Here is a 13,971-nt window from a genome sequence, read left to right on the forward strand (position 1 = left end):
CATAGTCTATGGATTGGCTTCTACTATATAAGTTGATTACGAAATTATTTAACTTCTGTTGTTCCAGTCACTTTTCCATCAATAACAGCTGATGTTTTCAGATCTTCGCTTGCGAAATAGAGGTTACCATCAATAGTGGCGGTTTCAGGCAGAGTAAAGCCTTTCGCTTCTACATAAACATCGCCTTTAATCGTTCCGCCTTCAACTTTCAAATTCTCACTTTGTACTGTAAACTTTGGTACGGTTAGTGTATAAGTAGCAGTGATCTTGTGATCAGCATCTTGCGAATAAAGGGCAATCTTACGGTAGATGTCGCCATCTGCGGCTCCTTTATTACGGAATTCTCCAGCTACAACAACCTCATCAGGAATCGTTACATCATTTAGAATCGCAACAATCCAGTTTCCATCTTTGCTAACAGCCTTAGTAAATGCATCTGCTTGATTCACAATCGAAGCTGTAGTGACAGCATCTGTCTGCTCAGCAGCCGGAGCTGAAGTTGCCGCCGAATTGTTTGCTTTATCCTCATTTGCTCCACAACCTGCCAATACTGCTACCGAAACCCCAGCCACTAAAATCATTTTAAATAGTCTCATTTTCGATTCCCCCTAATTTTGATTATGAATTAATTATATATTAAAATTCTTAATAATTAAGTGAATAATTTCACAGATTTGTGTCAGTATCTAAAGCGGTTTCACAGCGCGCGCTCTTCCCGATTAAGATTCGTTCCCATGAGCCACACCTCTTCTCGCTGACTGATTTAGCTTCTTATATCTATTTACCCAAATTATAAAAATGAACACAAGCATCATTTGCTTCTTGGTATAAAGTCAATCGTTGACTCTTTTCAAGTGTTAATGATAATATTTGGAAATAAATATCTCAGCAAGGGAGAAGTTTACTGGTGAAAAAGACTACAATGAAAGACATCGCGTTACAAGCTAATGTCTCCGTTGCGACTGTAAGCTATGTTCTGAACCGCGTCGATAACCAAACCATTCCTGAGAAGACCCGCAATCAAATTCTGTCACTTGCCGAAGAACTTCATTACATTCCTAATCTAGCAGCCCGTTCGCTTGCCAATAAAAAAACGGGATTAGTAGGGGTACTTGTCCATAATTCTGCTTATATGCCACCTTGGAAACTCTATGCCCAATTCACATTTATTCGTGCTTTGGAACAGCGTTTAACGGATGCCGGATATCATACGCTGCTATATTCTCTTGGTACTGACCATCCTTCTCTGAATATCATCGTTGAAAGAAAGCTCGAAGCCGTCTTTCTGATCGATGTGCACGATGAATCCTTCTATTCGATTTCCAAACATTTTGTAGAAGGCATCCCCTTGATTTTGATCGACAGCATGATTGAAGATAAGCTGTTTAAGCAAGTTCTTTACAATTATCGTTCAGCTCTACAAAATGTAATGCCGGAGGATCTTTCACAGGTTTGTTTAATTATGGAGAGCTTCAATAACTCCCTACTCACTAGCTTTATCCAAGATAGTCTTCCTTTACCTGAGAAAGCAATATTCAAAGTTCAAAATATGGAGGAATTGAATACAATCTTATCGGAGGGGATCTATAAAGAAGCTATAGTTATTAATGAGTTTATCGGAAGTTGTGTTGAAAAATCCGGGGTATTCGCACGTCTTTCTGTTCTATGTACCTGTAATTGCCCAGAAATGCTTGGAGAAGACGTTCAGAAATTCATATTCACTGGGGATAAGTCAGCCACTGCTTTTGAACTAATGCAGGAGTTGTTACATCGTCCTGACTACTCCAAACAAGAGAATAATCGTTATTTTGTTGATTAATTTTTTTTCGATATTCACTTAAGCGTTTAAGTCGAGAGGAGAGTTACCCATGACAGATCCTGTATTAGCAAAACATGCATCCACCACCGCTCAATCCTATCCAACCCTTTGGGGAAACCGGAGATTTATGCTGCTACTCAGCTCCTATTCCATTTCTTTGTTTGGAAACACCTTTCACAGCATTGCTTTAAGTTTATGGGTACTTCAGACGACCGGAAGCGCTAAAATGATTGCCATTATTACGATAATCAATCTATTGCTCAGTTCTTTACTCGGATCGATAGGAGGCACACTCGCAGACAGGATCAATCGCAGAACCATTATGTTAATCACTGATTTGATAAGCTGCGGTCTAGCAGGTACGCTTGCTCTGGCCATTTCCATGTCTTCTACATCATTCATTATCGTGGCCATATTAACGGGACTTACGACAGTCTCAGCATTATTCCAATCCCCTGCGTATCAAGCTTCAATTACCACTGTAGTTGGAAAAGAACATGTACAAAAAGCAGTCGGGATTCTGAACCTGTCGGAGAACATCTGTCGGACGATTGGTTATTCGGCTGGAGGTATTTTTGTAGCAAGTTTTGGAGCGGCAGATGCCATATTATTTGATGGAGCTACATTTTTCGTTTCCTTTCTACTAGTTCTTGCTGTCCGCTCCCTTCCACTCCCAAACCGAGTGAATACCGGACCTAAAGAAGACAGAAAATTCACACAGGATCTTGCGGATGGCGTTCGTTATATTTGGAGATACCCCTTCGCCCGAGCAATAATCATCATGCTTCCTACGCTCACTTTGTTCTTTATGCCTTCACTGATGCTAACGCAAGTTATGGCCGTCAAAGTATGGAATTCTAGTCCCTTTCAGTTTGGACTCATGGAAGCCTGTATTCCTCTAGGTTATATGATGGGTTCCAGCATGATCTTGTTTCTCGGCTTCAAATTAAAGAATCGCGGCTTCTTTATCATGACTGGACTGCTATGTCTGGGTCCCCTGTACCTCCTGCTATCGTTCGTCACTACTGCTGCCTTAGCCATTCCCATCATTCTTCTTATTGGCTTTATGTTCTCATTCTGTACATTGCTGATAAATACCATCCTCAGGCTGGAAGTTTCGGAGGATATACAAGGTAGAGTCTTCGGTGTACTTGGGTCCATTATGAGTGTAGCACCCTCACTTGGTCTTACAGCCGTTTCATTCCTGTCCGATCACTTCAGTCCAGCCCCTGTCATGGGTTCCATCGGAGTCCTGCTACTACTATTTGCTTTATTAACCTTGACCAAGTTAAAGGTGATTCGAAATTATAAGTAATTTCAGAACATATCTTATGACCGTTATCGCCCGTTGTTCCTAATAACGCGCCTATTATGAAGCTCGATCAGTAATTGAACAACTATAATGATCAATAGAAAGATTCCCACGACACCTGTTAAAAATGGATAAATTAGAGGGAAAAATACACTTGGATAACTTTTAGTAATATCCGAATAGTAGCCCATACCCATAAGTGATGTACCCGAGAACTCGATAAGCTTCACCCCTAGATGATTGTCACTTCTTTGAGCATAACTCAGCACCTTTTCTTCTATACTGCCATCATGTGAGATCGTGATTATTTTCCATTTTCTCTTTTCCATCGGCTGACTATCATCTGTAAGTCTTTGGACTATATTAATTTCTTTCTCGCCAGTCTTTCGATCCGTAACAGTAAGGATATCTATCCATGAGAAATATCTGCTTCCTCGTTCCCGATTAGACAACCATATTTCATCAGGAGTTGAGATTTTTTGACCATTTAATAAAAACTGAACTTTCACAATATCTCCAGGCGGGACACTCTCCTCTTCATCCCAAAGGGTCAATTCTGCTTTCCTGCCTGTATTTTCTTCTTGGAGCTTAATATGCTTATCATCAACCGTTAGTTCTTGAACGTTTAACGTGTTATACCCTTTCTCAGCATGGTTGATCTCATAACGCTGATTGATTTGATCTGAAATCATATACTCACGGATATAGTTGAACAATGGGCTGAAAGAAATCGCTAGCAAGAAAAATGAAATCACCGATAAATAAATTATTTTTTTCATAATGAATCCTTGTGAGCGATCGTCAGCTTGAAATTTTGTCTTGAGCCACCTTCGAGGCCATTTGGAACCCCATCCTGCATAGGAAAGAAACCAAACTTCTGATAAAATCTTCTAGCAGGTTGACCCTCTGGATGATCCTCACCAAATGTAGTAACGAATATCTCTGCTGGGGTTTCGATACTTTCGATAATATTGTTAAGAAGGGCTGTCGCGACACCCTTATTTCTCTCTATGGCTGAAACAGATAACCAACCAATCTTGTAATTAGGGGCATTGGATGAAGAGAATAACACAGCTCCAAGTAATCTTGAACCTGGCGAACCATTGTTTTCTCGTACACAAAAAGCGCTTTGTCGACTGATATTTTTTTCTAACGCTAGAGTGAAATTCGGATCATCTACCATCGGCCCAAAAAGGGACTCTACCTCTGCCGCCAGCTCCAGCCATCCTCTTATATCCTCCATAGTAGCTTTTACTACATTCATATATAAGTTCTCCTTTAGTAGTCTTGGTTACACCATTCGATACACTGAGGAATAAAGTTATCATAGTCATTTAAAGCAGTGATTGTATTTATTACTTCACGGGTTCCAAGTTCTCGCTCTGTATCATCCGTACTCTCTATTCCAAGTGACCGTCTGATATTATAAGCTAACCATTCTAGCTTCCCATGAAAACCATAGTTGAGCACATCGGACCAGTTAGCATAAATCTCGCCGCCATGATCGCGGTATGCATTAATAAGCGTGCAGAAAGCATCTTTGCTTACACTTCCCGATTCAAAGCCTGACCAATAAAGGGCTACATCTATTAACTCTTGGGTTGGATGGATAGGTCCTGCTGCTTCCCAGTCAATAATAATGGGTATCTGATGCTCATCCCATAGTACATTTTTTTGATCTAAATCCCGATGGCTGATCACCATATGATTCAATAATTGTTCCGCTGAAGAATCTACAAGTTGTTCCCAATAATTTATTTGGTTCAGGTTATCTAATAGCAAGCTAGACCATTCCAAACCATCCTGTTTTGCTGTTAGTGCATATTCATTCCAACAAACAGTGGATGTATTTACTGCCTCAAGATTTTCATTAGGATGATGATCAAGAAGTGTAGCGAAATCGATCTTATGAATTTTAGCAAGGTTTTCGCCAATCTTTTTACAACACCCTATATTAATACCTCCTGATGGCAATGCCTTACCTTCGACCCATGGAAATAATAAATAGAATTGACCCTCGAATTCATGCATAAAACTATCTTTGGATACGATGGCCGGTACTGCATTTATTCCATTTTGATAAGCCATATTCGCAACTTTTTCAGAAAGAGTATAGTTGTTCATGGCTGTATCCCGATGCATAATTTGAGGGTTTAGAGCTTTCACTGCATAGAGCGCTTTGTCCGTTTGTAGACGATACATTCTGTGTAGAAGACCACCTGTTACCTGTTCTGGTTCATTTTTTAAATGGCCTAACCCGTATTTTACACATAGCATTTCGAAATTTAAGTTATAATTCAGATTTCCCATGTTATGTATCCCTTTCCTATCAATCAGAATCCCAACTTCAATAACCAAGCCGACAACTTCTCTTCCCGCTCTTTTAAGTCCCCATTTATGCGATTGAATTTACCAAGCCATTGCTCAGAAGCTATGCTGCCATCCAGCATATACAGGACACGTTCTGCCTGAGCAGCGACTTTCGCATCATGTGTAGCCAGTAGAATCGTTGTACCCGTCTGATTAATATCTATTAATATCTCCATAATTTCACTGGCAGCTTTAGAGTTCAGTGCACCTGTTGGCTCATCACCAAATAGAATATCAGGCTCATTGATGATTGACCTGCAGATCGCTGCTCTTTGCAGCTGTCCACCCGATACTTGTGTAATATCACGCTCAGCGAGTGCAGAGATTCCGGTTTTTTTCATTAACTCAGCGGCTCTGTTATTGATGGTTCTACGACTAACGATTTTAGCTCGATAAGCGGATAAGATGATATTGTCCCGAATAGTCAGGTTTTTTAAAAGATGCATCTGCTGAAAAATAAATCCCATTTGATTTAAACGCAGTTCAGCTAATTCACTCTCAGAAAGACCACTGATGTCCTGCCCTTTAAAAACAACACTTCCTGAAGTCATCCGGTCCATGCCGCTGATCGTATAGAGCAATGTTGATTTCCCTGAGCCAGAAGGCCCCATTATAGCTACGAATTCTCCCTTTGATACCTGTAGATGAACATCTTTTAATACCGTCTGCGGGGTTCCTTGCCCGGTTACAAAGGTTTTATTTAAACCCTTCGTCTCTAATATGAACATACTACCACCTCACCCTCATTCGACAATTAGTTTAGATAAATTGGATTTCTTCATCGATATCGTGCTTACTAATGTTGTGAGTGCTACAATGAGCATGAAAAAAAGAGGGAGAACAAGATAAGCTATTACCGGATTAACTACAAACTGTATTTTGGATGCTCCCATAAAAGATCCGAGTAATTGAGTGAATTTTTGACCGATGGTATTCGCTGCAAAGGTTCCGAGAATGATTCCAAGACCTGAAACCAGTAGTAGCCTTACCTGATATTGCTTTCGAATATCTTCTAACGTGAAGCCAATGCTTCTCAAAATCGCAATTTGTGAGGCGTCCTTCGCTAGCAGCATTTTTAGAAATAAAGCTGTAATCAATACTGAAATTGATATCGAGATGGCAATGGATAAGCCAGTGACCAGCTTTAATTGGCGAATCGTATTCCCGAGCGTCTGAGATAAATAGCTTTCTAGATGAGTAACTTTGGCTGGATAAAATAACTTTGCATATTGATCCATTTTCTCCTGAACGGAAACATTCGGATTCACATCTAAAGCTACGATATACCATAGCACGGACTTCGGGTCATAAGGTAATCGGGCTTTTGCAGTTCGACCTCCATTCGTTATATCTTGGTAGATCCCGCTAACCGTCAATTTTTTCGAAGTGCCATCTACCTCCAAAAGAACGCTATCCCCTACCCTTTTGTTCCATTCCTTGGCATTCAGATCAGAAAGGGCAATCTCCTCCCCACTTTCAGGGGTTCCTCCGTTAACATAGGTGAGCGGAAAAATAGAGAAATCTCCTGTTTCAACATTGATATTCTCCCATACGCCATCGCTGCCTAGCACTTTAAATCGAGAAGTAATTAATGGTGAGAATTTAGCTATATCGGAGTCCTTATTTAGCGTCGTTATCAGTTCATTAAATCGCTTCTCTATTTGATCAGATGGCTGCAAATCGATTCTCATGTCACTCTGACCTACACCCATATAAGAAATAAACCGAGGGGACTGAAGGGTATTCAATATATTCACTGGCACAAGAATGATAAACAGACAGATCACAAATACGAAGAATAGCAATCCGAACATGGTGAAGCGTCCATAAACATCCTTTAGGCCAAGAAAAACATTCACATTTATATGCCTGCGCTTACTCAGCACTACTCTACTTTTATTGCCTTTCAACTCTCCCACAGTCCCTGACCTTAAAGCGTCAACTACTGTTATACGATTAAACCTTCTAAGAATAACTCTGCAAAAGAACACAATCATCCCGAAGATCAAACCGACCGCTAAGACTGGAATAATAGGCTGAAGGATCGTTTTCGGAGCAGTTCCCAAGTACAATGTGATATTCGCTGTAAACAATCGCACCACACCCAAAGATAATAAATATCCTAGCAGTGAGGCGCATGCTGCCATCACCATATATTTTGCTAAATAGATCCTTCTAATATCTCGTTGTGAGATTCCTATTGCTTTCATGACGCCAATCTCTCTGTAATCCTCCTCTAAGGTCGCGATCATCGTAAACCTTAAACATAGGGTGGCTATAATCATAAGAAGGATACTTACCAAAATAATGACAACTGCAATAATCCCATCTGTCAGCGCATTCAGCGTCTTAAACAAAGGATAGTCTATCATTGGTCCTTTAGCGGGCATATCTGAGGATTGATAGATATTCCGGAACTCGCTAAGTCTACTTAAATCGGTGATTTGAAATTCAATTAAGTACTCAACTTCTCCATGGTTCTTCTTAAGTACATTATAATCCGTGTCATTTACGACAAAGCGCTTAGAGCTAACAATTGCGGGATTCATTTGGATGTCTCGAACAAAATCCGTAACCATAAATTTTTGATCTAACTGTCCATTGGAAAGGGTAACCTGATCACCAATGTTCAGATCATTCTGCTTCATATAATAAATAGGAACTGCGATTTCTCCTTCAGCTACCCTAATCACTTGATTCTCTAAATTCAGCAGCAAATCAAATGATGGGTTCTGCTTTACAAAACCTATATCCATTACGCTGTTCTCTTCCGACTTATTGTTGTTACCTAAGACAATCTGCGAGCCATCTATCCTTAGCATTTCTACTGTCTGTTGATTCTTAACAAGTGGATTTGTAGAAGCAAATTTTTGAATACCTGCGTTATCTATTGGACCAGCATGCATTTGAACAAAATGGGGAGCTTTTGATTTATCCAGCAAATGACTTAAAGAACCGGTCAATTCCATAATGACTTGAGAAGCACAAGCAGCAAGCAACGCCGATAACATCATAAAAATAAATAAGACGATCGTTATGATTTTATTTCTTTGAAAATCTTTTTTCACAATTTGTAGCAGCATTGACGATCTCTCCCCTGCGTCTCATTCATCCTCCCTGCCCGGACCTTACTCAAACATTTGCGTTACGTAGGAAAAGCTTCCTTTTTCAGCTCCCAACGTAGTCTCCATAATATAAATAAAGCTCTGAATTTTGAGAATGATCTCTTCCGGCTGCCACTTGAAAATCCCTTCATCCAATAAAAATTGTGAGGCAACCAACAGAAATTCCATCGTTTCTTTTGGATAAGGACAGTGGAACAAGCTCTCCTCGATTCCCTGCTCAATCACCTCTGTCAACACAGGTGTTAGCTTCAAAATAGTTTCAGCCAAGCTTTTCTGATGGATTAGTGCATTCTCAGCTTGATGAAACTGTTCAATCATGTGACCTTTTCTCTCCGAATCAGGTTTCTGTGCCATTATGATTTGTAGTAGCTTTTCATGTACGGAGAGCTTTGAATCAGCAACAATGATCTTCGCAACGTCTACTCCAGCATCGATGAATCGTGTGACCACTGCTTCCATAACCTCCTCCTTCGACTTGAAATGATAGTAGAACGTGCCCTTGGCAATCCCGATCTCCTGCAAGATGTCGTTCACTGTAGTTCTCGCATAACCTTTCGTAAAAAAAAGCATTTCTGCCTTATCTAATATTTCATTTCTGCGTTCTTCCGCTTCTTTGGAAATTCTCATTTATTCTGAGTCCTCCTTTTTATAGACCGACCGTCGGTCTATTCCATTTAAATACATTTAATACATCATGTCAATGATGTTCCAGCAAATTGGACAAAAGAAAAAAGGTAACCTCCAAAGGATGAGGTTACCTTAATGTGCAGTCAGTATAATCAGGAGACATTTTTGCGCTTTAGAATATGATACACATTGCTGAACATGCCGGACAGGATGCCAGCAATTGGAAATACTGCCCAGTTGACGTCCCAGCGTCCATAGACAAAGCCCGTAAACAGAAAAATCGCCGTCGCCAAAGGCCACAACACAGCCCTCTCACAAATTGTTCTTTTCCCTTCTACTTTGCATCGATATGTGGCTCATTCAGTAGCTTCGTATAAGTTTCTTGGATATTTCCATAATAGACGAACAAGAACACCGCAGTTGCTGCAATCACCAGAAAGGCAGAAACTCCATAAGCAGCGAAATCATCGTTGAAATACGAAGTTGCGAAGATAAAGGTCGGCGACAGCACACAAAGACAGACGCCCACAATCAAAGCAAGGCGATAAGTCGGAGCATAAAGGGCTTGACTGCGCTGAAGCGCCGTTTTGAGCGCATAAGGTAGCTGAAAGCCTTGCTCTAGACTTTCGAAGCGCTCGAGTTTCATGCCGCTATAAATGAACATCCCAACGGCCACAGCGACCAGCACGAACATTCCGACCATCCCCAGCATCGAACCTTTATCAGCCATATCAGCATTATTTTCAAACAATGTACTAAGAGTAATCAACAGCGCCACCCCGCATGCGCAGAGAAAAACACCGAGACCGGTCCATAATCCAGAGCTACGTTTAGCAGCCGCATAAGCATAAACCTCTTCTTCACTAAGCATGGGCACAGTCTTCTCCTGTCCGGCTGGACGGATGCCTAGCTCAGCAGTCAGCTCCTCAATATTGCCGAATTCCGAAATAACGATACCGATCGCCTCATTCTCAGACTTGCCATCCCGCTTCAGCTCCAGGTACTTATCTTCCATCCCGGACAGCAGCTCCTGCTTCAAATGCTCCAGTTCCGGAGTCTTCGGCAGACCCGCAAACATATTATCCAGATATACTATGATCGTCTCCATGCACTATCACCACTCCTTGATAAATTGGTTTACAACTTCCTGCGTAACCTTCCATTCCTCACATTTTTCTCGGTAATAGGCGAGACCCAGTGGGGTAATCCGGTAATATGTGCGCCGCTTGCCAAGACTCTCATCCAGATAAAAGGATTCAATGTATCCGTTCTTCTCCAGCCGGGTAAAGGCGGAATACAGCGTTGTCTCCTTCATGACATACTTCTCTTGAGTCAGCTGCCTAATATTCTTAGAAATCTCGTACCCGTAGGATTCCCCATCGAGCAGCATGTAGAGGATCATCGTATCATTGTAACCACGTATAACATCACTGCTGATCAAAAATGGTACCCCCTATGATTACTTCATCTGTCGTAGTAGTTGCAGTATACCATAATTACTACGACAGATGAAGTAGTTGCAAAAAAAATAGGCAAAAAAATCTAAAAAGCATAAAAAAAGAGAATTGCTCTATGTGAGCAACTCTCCTCAAATCAGCTAGTCTCTTGAATTTTCAAAAATCTGATCAATCTTCTCTTTCGCACCTTCCCAGGAGGTCAATAATGGAAATCCATATTGTTCACGGGCTCTCAAATTCCATGGATGCGGAATACAGAGTACTTTCCTTCCGTCCTGCAATGCAGGAACCAAGTTGTGAACCCCGTCATCGATCAGAAGATCATAATTAATAAGATTCTTTCGTTTGCATGGGAAGAAATTTTCGATGGGAATAAACGGCATATGCTTCTGCAGCCAGTTCCATTTTTCAACAACTGCATTGGGCTGGGCCGCCGTAACAATAATAACATCATAAGCATTGTGTAGCTTCTCCATTTCACCTACAACATGCTCGTCGAATAATTCAAGCTCCTCATATAAACCAGGCCGCCCATAGAATACATCTTGAGTACAATCTGGATGACGTAAATGATCCGTATTCCAATCAAGCATTTCCTCGTACTTCAGTACATGAGTGGGGAAATCATTGTTGTTATGGTATATAGCTCGTTTGACTAGATGGCATATCGTGTCATCCATATCAACTGCAATTATAGGCTTTCTCATCTGTGTCCCCCATATGTTTTTTTATATTACTATTTAAGTATACACAATATAATTACTGTTTTCGTCTTGAGTTAGTTAAATTTCTATTTAATGTTTTTTAAACGCCTCTACGCATCTTTGACAGATACAGGCTTTACCACTCAGTTCCAAAGGTACCCTTTCTAGTAGTTCTGCAGGAATCTCCGTATGAAAACACCAACAATCACCACTATTAGCACCACAATGATTTAATTCTTTACATAAAGGACAATACCGTTGTTCAACTTGTTTATTTTTTATTTCCAAAGCTCCTACTCCCCCATAAGATTAAACATTTCACTTCTATTTAGTTACAAAGCATAGGATTATTCAATAAAGCAAGCACAGCACTTCCTAGCATGCAATAAAGTCATTTCAAATTTTTTCCCATCAATTCATTCCTTCTATAGACCTTTGCAATACCTCTATACTTTCCTGAAGAAATGCCTTATTGTTCTCAATCCCTCTGGTTTTACACCAAACTACCGCACTAAAAGCATCATAAAAACTATAAAACGGTATTATAGCTTCCAGATCAAGTAAAGGACGAACCGATTCGTAGCCTTGCACATAAGGGAGCCGTGTTAGCGGGTTCACTTCCCAGACGTATCGGTTTATTTTTGTAAAATCAATTTCAGAGGAACCACCACGAGCGCTCTCGTAATCAATTATACCAACGACTTCATTATCTTTTATTAATATATTGCCTGGTCGAAAATCCATATGAACAACACAAGGCCCATCAGGTTCAGGTAACGCCGAATATACGCTATCAAAGTGAGTAATACATTTCTCAAATAAATCAGGATGAAGGAGTTCCTTACAAGGTTCTTTCCACTTTTCAAAATTATTTTTCAGGTATAATCTCCAGCTATTGTTCTCTACCATCTGAAAACCATCGGATCCATAACATCCATACGCTGGCATGGTAACTTCATGAAGCATGGCATGATAATTACCGATTTGAAACGCCAGACTCTGATCAATGTTACTCGTACACGGCACCCCATCTATAGCGGAGAGAAGCAATGCACCGACACTTCTATTATCTCCGTCCCAGAAATCCAATACTTTTGGAACAGGTATAACACCCTTTAGTCTTTCAAGCATCTCAAATTCGCGAACCAGTTTATCCCTGTTGTATGGAATTTTCACGTATACGTTGTCTAGATTATTAAGAGTAAGTTTATACACTTCAGAACTAAACGACTCTGGAACAGACTCTATATTCAAAACACTCAGCTTAAAAATTTCAATTAATTTATGTATGGATTTCATACGACTACCTCCAGTCTCAAGGGAAAGGTGCTCTGTTCACGGTTGTGAACTCCCTATTCTTGCATTAAGATAGAGAACATTAGGAGTTTCTAAGGAACTCAACCGGGAGATTTGAACAGATGAAATTTAAGAATCACAGCTTTTCAGGTATCATTCATAGTGATCTGCTTGCTACCCAAGAGCTTGTATATAACCCGTGTAATCTTGATTGCTCTGACCTCATTCATGAACCACACAATGCTGATTATGGGGCGTATATATTTAATTTAAACGCGCTATCCATTAGATTCCGTGTTGCAAAAATCACACCTACAAAGATCGGGCAGTTTGTCACGTTATGGGAGAGAATTGGAGATGGCCCCATCCAACCCTATGATATATCAGATCCTGCTGATCTCTTCGTTATAAGTACGCGCAATGAAAATCACTTTGGTCAATTTGTATTTCCAAAAGCTGTGTTAGGTAAACAAGATATATTATCCAATAAAGGTGAGGGTGGCAAAAGAGCACTACGAGTGTACCCGCCATGGGATAATCCCACGAGTCGTCAAGCTCAAAAAACACAAAAATGGCAGTTGGAATATTTCCTAGAAATACCGGTAATTAAGCCAGCAGACTTTCTTCGTGCGCAAACACTTTACGGTTTTCCAGTAAATCGAACAGTCTGACCTATGTCCTCCACATGTTTTATATCCGCCCATAAAATAAAATAATTGTACAAAGAATCTCCTATTTTCACCACTTCTGGATATTTCAAAATAATAGCAGCCTGATGATTCCATTCCTCTTCCTGATCAGCAGAAGGCACAATCAATCGTGCTTTCTCTTCCGCTTTTAACCCCTCTAGTGTCAGTTCAATGATTTGTGGATCGGAGCCATAAGGCTTCAGTTGATGAAATGCATCCTTGTTTGCTACTTCATCGATGGATAACCCCTCTCCAGAAATAGCGGATAATTGAAAAAATCCGTCGTTCCCCTGATACCTCTCAGCATATTCTGGATTTACTTCCCACTCGGAGGGATACTTCAAAGTGACCTTATACTCTTTTGAAGTATATGTTAACAACCCCGATGGCTTAACCAGCATTCCGATTCCAGTACTTACTAATGCAATAGCCGCAATAATCAGGACCCCTAACCACCATCTTTTATACGTTGACGTCTTCACATTATCCCCCTAAATCAATATTTAGTTGACATGCACAGCATCAGGAAATAAGATATAAGCAAACATATGAGCAATCATTCATATGTATTG

The 13,971-nt window shown here is 40.4% G+C and carries 16 protein-coding genes; 3 read left to right on the plus strand and 13 right to left on the minus strand.

Going from position 1 to position 13,971, the window contains the following annotated elements:
* Window positions 1–44: 44 nt before the first annotated feature.
* On the minus strand, window positions 45–596 hold the full coding sequence (locus tag MKY19_RS20045) for a polymer-forming cytoskeletal protein (RefSeq protein WP_042189865.1): 552 nt from the start codon (window positions 594–596) through the stop codon (window positions 45–47).
* A 311-nt stretch (window positions 597–907) separates the two neighbouring features.
* On the opposite strand from MKY19_RS20045, the gene MKY19_RS20050 reads away from it, so the two are divergent.
* Window positions 908–1,819: a LacI family DNA-binding transcriptional regulator gene (locus MKY19_RS20050; RefSeq protein ID WP_339797201.1), complete on the plus strand. Its 912-nt coding sequence runs from the start codon at window positions 908–910 to the stop codon at window positions 1,817–1,819.
* A gap of 49 nt (window positions 1,820–1,868) precedes the next feature.
* Complete coding sequence (locus tag MKY19_RS20055; protein WP_339797203.1) at window positions 1,869–3,134, plus strand: MFS transporter; 1,266 nt, start codon at window positions 1,869–1,871, stop codon at window positions 3,132–3,134.
* A gap of 23 nt (window positions 3,135–3,157) precedes the next feature.
* Here MKY19_RS20055 and MKY19_RS20060 read toward each other — a convergent pair whose 3' ends face one another.
* From MKY19_RS20060 to MKY19_RS20110, 11 genes are all read right to left on the minus strand, one after another.
* On the minus strand, window positions 3,158–3,910 hold the full coding sequence (locus tag MKY19_RS20060; RefSeq protein WP_339797206.1) for a hypothetical protein: 753 nt from the start codon (window positions 3,908–3,910) through the stop codon (window positions 3,158–3,160).
* Window positions 3,907–4,395 carry a GNAT family N-acetyltransferase gene (locus MKY19_RS20065; protein WP_339797209.1) on the minus strand — a complete coding sequence of 163 codons (489 nt, stop codon included), beginning with the start codon at window positions 4,393–4,395 and terminating at the stop codon, window positions 3,907–3,909. Before MKY19_RS20065 ends, MKY19_RS20060 begins: the two co-directional genes overlap by 4 nt.
* A 14-nt stretch (window positions 4,396–4,409) precedes the next feature.
* On the minus strand, window positions 4,410–5,441 hold the full coding sequence (locus tag MKY19_RS20070; protein WP_339797212.1) for an aminoglycoside phosphotransferase family protein: 1,032 nt from the start codon (window positions 5,439–5,441) through the stop codon (window positions 4,410–4,412).
* 23 nt (window positions 5,442–5,464) lie between these two features.
* The gene (locus tag MKY19_RS20075) at window positions 5,465–6,229 is read right to left on the minus strand and encodes an ABC transporter ATP-binding protein (RefSeq protein ID WP_042189875.1); all 765 of its coding nucleotides are present in this window, start codon (window positions 6,227–6,229) and stop codon (window positions 5,465–5,467) included.
* Window positions 6,230–6,244: 15 nt separating this feature from the next.
* Window positions 6,245–8,584: an ABC transporter permease gene (locus MKY19_RS20080; protein WP_339797215.1), complete on the minus strand. Its 2,340-nt coding sequence runs from the start codon at window positions 8,582–8,584 to the stop codon at window positions 6,245–6,247.
* Window positions 8,585–8,629: 45 nt separating this feature from the next.
* Window positions 8,630–9,253, minus strand: a complete 624-nt coding sequence (locus tag MKY19_RS20085; RefSeq protein WP_339797218.1) for a TetR/AcrR family transcriptional regulator — start codon at window positions 9,251–9,253, stop codon at window positions 8,630–8,632.
* 152 nt (window positions 9,254–9,405) lie between these two features.
* A complete protein-coding gene (locus tag MKY19_RS20090; RefSeq protein ID WP_339797220.1) occupies window positions 9,406–9,546 on the minus strand; it encodes a hypothetical protein in 141 nt (46 codons plus the stop codon).
* A gap of 41 nt (window positions 9,547–9,587) precedes the next feature.
* Window positions 9,588–10,361 carry a permease prefix domain 1-containing protein gene (locus MKY19_RS20095; RefSeq protein WP_339797222.1) on the minus strand — a complete coding sequence of 258 codons (774 nt, stop codon included), beginning with the start codon at window positions 10,359–10,361 and terminating at the stop codon, window positions 9,588–9,590.
* Window positions 10,362–10,367: 6 nt separating this feature from the next.
* Window positions 10,368–10,694 carry a PadR family transcriptional regulator gene (locus MKY19_RS20100; protein WP_042189881.1) on the minus strand — a complete coding sequence of 109 codons (327 nt, stop codon included), beginning with the start codon at window positions 10,692–10,694 and terminating at the stop codon, window positions 10,368–10,370.
* 156 nt (window positions 10,695–10,850) lie between these two features.
* Window positions 10,851–11,417 (minus strand): 5'-nucleotidase, encoded by a 567-nt coding sequence (locus tag MKY19_RS20105; RefSeq protein ID WP_042189883.1) that lies wholly within the window; start codon window positions 11,415–11,417, stop codon window positions 10,851–10,853.
* 408 nt (window positions 11,418–11,825) lie between these two features.
* Complete coding sequence (locus tag MKY19_RS20110; protein ID WP_076286589.1) at window positions 11,826–12,713, minus strand: aminoglycoside 3'-phosphotransferase/choline kinase family protein; 888 nt, start codon at window positions 12,711–12,713, stop codon at window positions 11,826–11,828.
* 119 nt (window positions 12,714–12,832) lie between these two features.
* Between MKY19_RS20110 and MKY19_RS20115 the strand changes: the two genes are divergently transcribed.
* Complete coding sequence (locus MKY19_RS20115; RefSeq protein WP_339797226.1) at window positions 12,833–13,381, plus strand: MepB family protein; 549 nt, start codon at window positions 12,833–12,835, stop codon at window positions 13,379–13,381.
* Here the strand turns inward: MKY19_RS20115 and MKY19_RS20120 are convergent.
* Window positions 13,351–13,881, minus strand: coding sequence for a peptidase M56 (locus MKY19_RS20120; protein ID WP_339797229.1), 531 nt, complete (start codon window positions 13,879–13,881; stop codon window positions 13,351–13,353). The genes MKY19_RS20115 and MKY19_RS20120 overlap by 31 nt on opposite strands.
* Window positions 13,882–13,971 lie beyond the last annotated feature (90 nt).

This window comes from Paenibacillus sp. FSL R5-0744 (genome assembly GCF_037972555.1).
Taxonomy (GTDB): Bacteria; Bacillota; Bacilli; order Paenibacillales; family Paenibacillaceae; genus Paenibacillus_AQ.

What these genes read in the sequence shown, in the direction of transcription:
- MKY19_RS20060 (WP_339797206.1), bottom strand. Translation starts at nt 3,910, where the DNA reads ATGAAAAAAATAATTTATTTATCGGTGATTTCATTTTTCTTGCTAGCG.
- MKY19_RS20055 (WP_339797203.1), top strand. Translation starts at nt 1,869, where the DNA reads ATGACAGATCCTGTATTAGCAAAACATGCATCCACCACCGCTCAATCC.
- MKY19_RS20080 (WP_339797215.1), bottom strand. Translation starts at nt 8,584, where the DNA reads ATGCTGCTACAAATTGTGAAAAAAGATTTTCAAAGAAATAAAATCATA.
- MKY19_RS20115 (WP_339797226.1), top strand. Translation starts at nt 12,833, where the DNA reads ATGAAATTTAAGAATCACAGCTTTTCAGGTATCATTCATAGTGATCTG.
- MKY19_RS20085 (WP_339797218.1), bottom strand. Translation starts at nt 9,253, where the DNA reads ATGAGAATTTCCAAAGAAGCGGAAGAACGCAGAAATGAAATATTAGAT.
- MKY19_RS20045 (WP_042189865.1), bottom strand. Translation starts at nt 596, where the DNA reads ATGAGACTATTTAAAATGATTTTAGTGGCTGGGGTTTCGGTAGCAGTA.
- MKY19_RS20070 (WP_339797212.1), bottom strand. Translation starts at nt 5,441, where the DNA reads ATGGGAAATCTGAATTATAACTTAAATTTCGAAATGCTATGTGTAAAA.
- MKY19_RS20105 (WP_042189883.1), bottom strand. Translation starts at nt 11,417, where the DNA reads ATGAGAAAGCCTATAATTGCAGTTGATATGGATGACACGATATGCCAT.
- MKY19_RS20095 (WP_339797222.1), bottom strand. Translation starts at nt 10,361, where the DNA reads ATGGAGACGATCATAGTATATCTGGATAATATGTTTGCGGGTCTGCCG.
- MKY19_RS20075 (WP_042189875.1), bottom strand. Translation starts at nt 6,229, where the DNA reads ATGTTCATATTAGAGACGAAGGGTTTAAATAAAACCTTTGTAACCGGG.
- MKY19_RS20110 (WP_076286589.1), bottom strand. Translation starts at nt 12,713, where the DNA reads ATGAAATCCATACATAAATTAATTGAAATTTTTAAGCTGAGTGTTTTG.
- MKY19_RS20065 (WP_339797209.1), bottom strand. Translation starts at nt 4,395, where the DNA reads ATGAATGTAGTAAAAGCTACTATGGAGGATATAAGAGGATGGCTGGAG.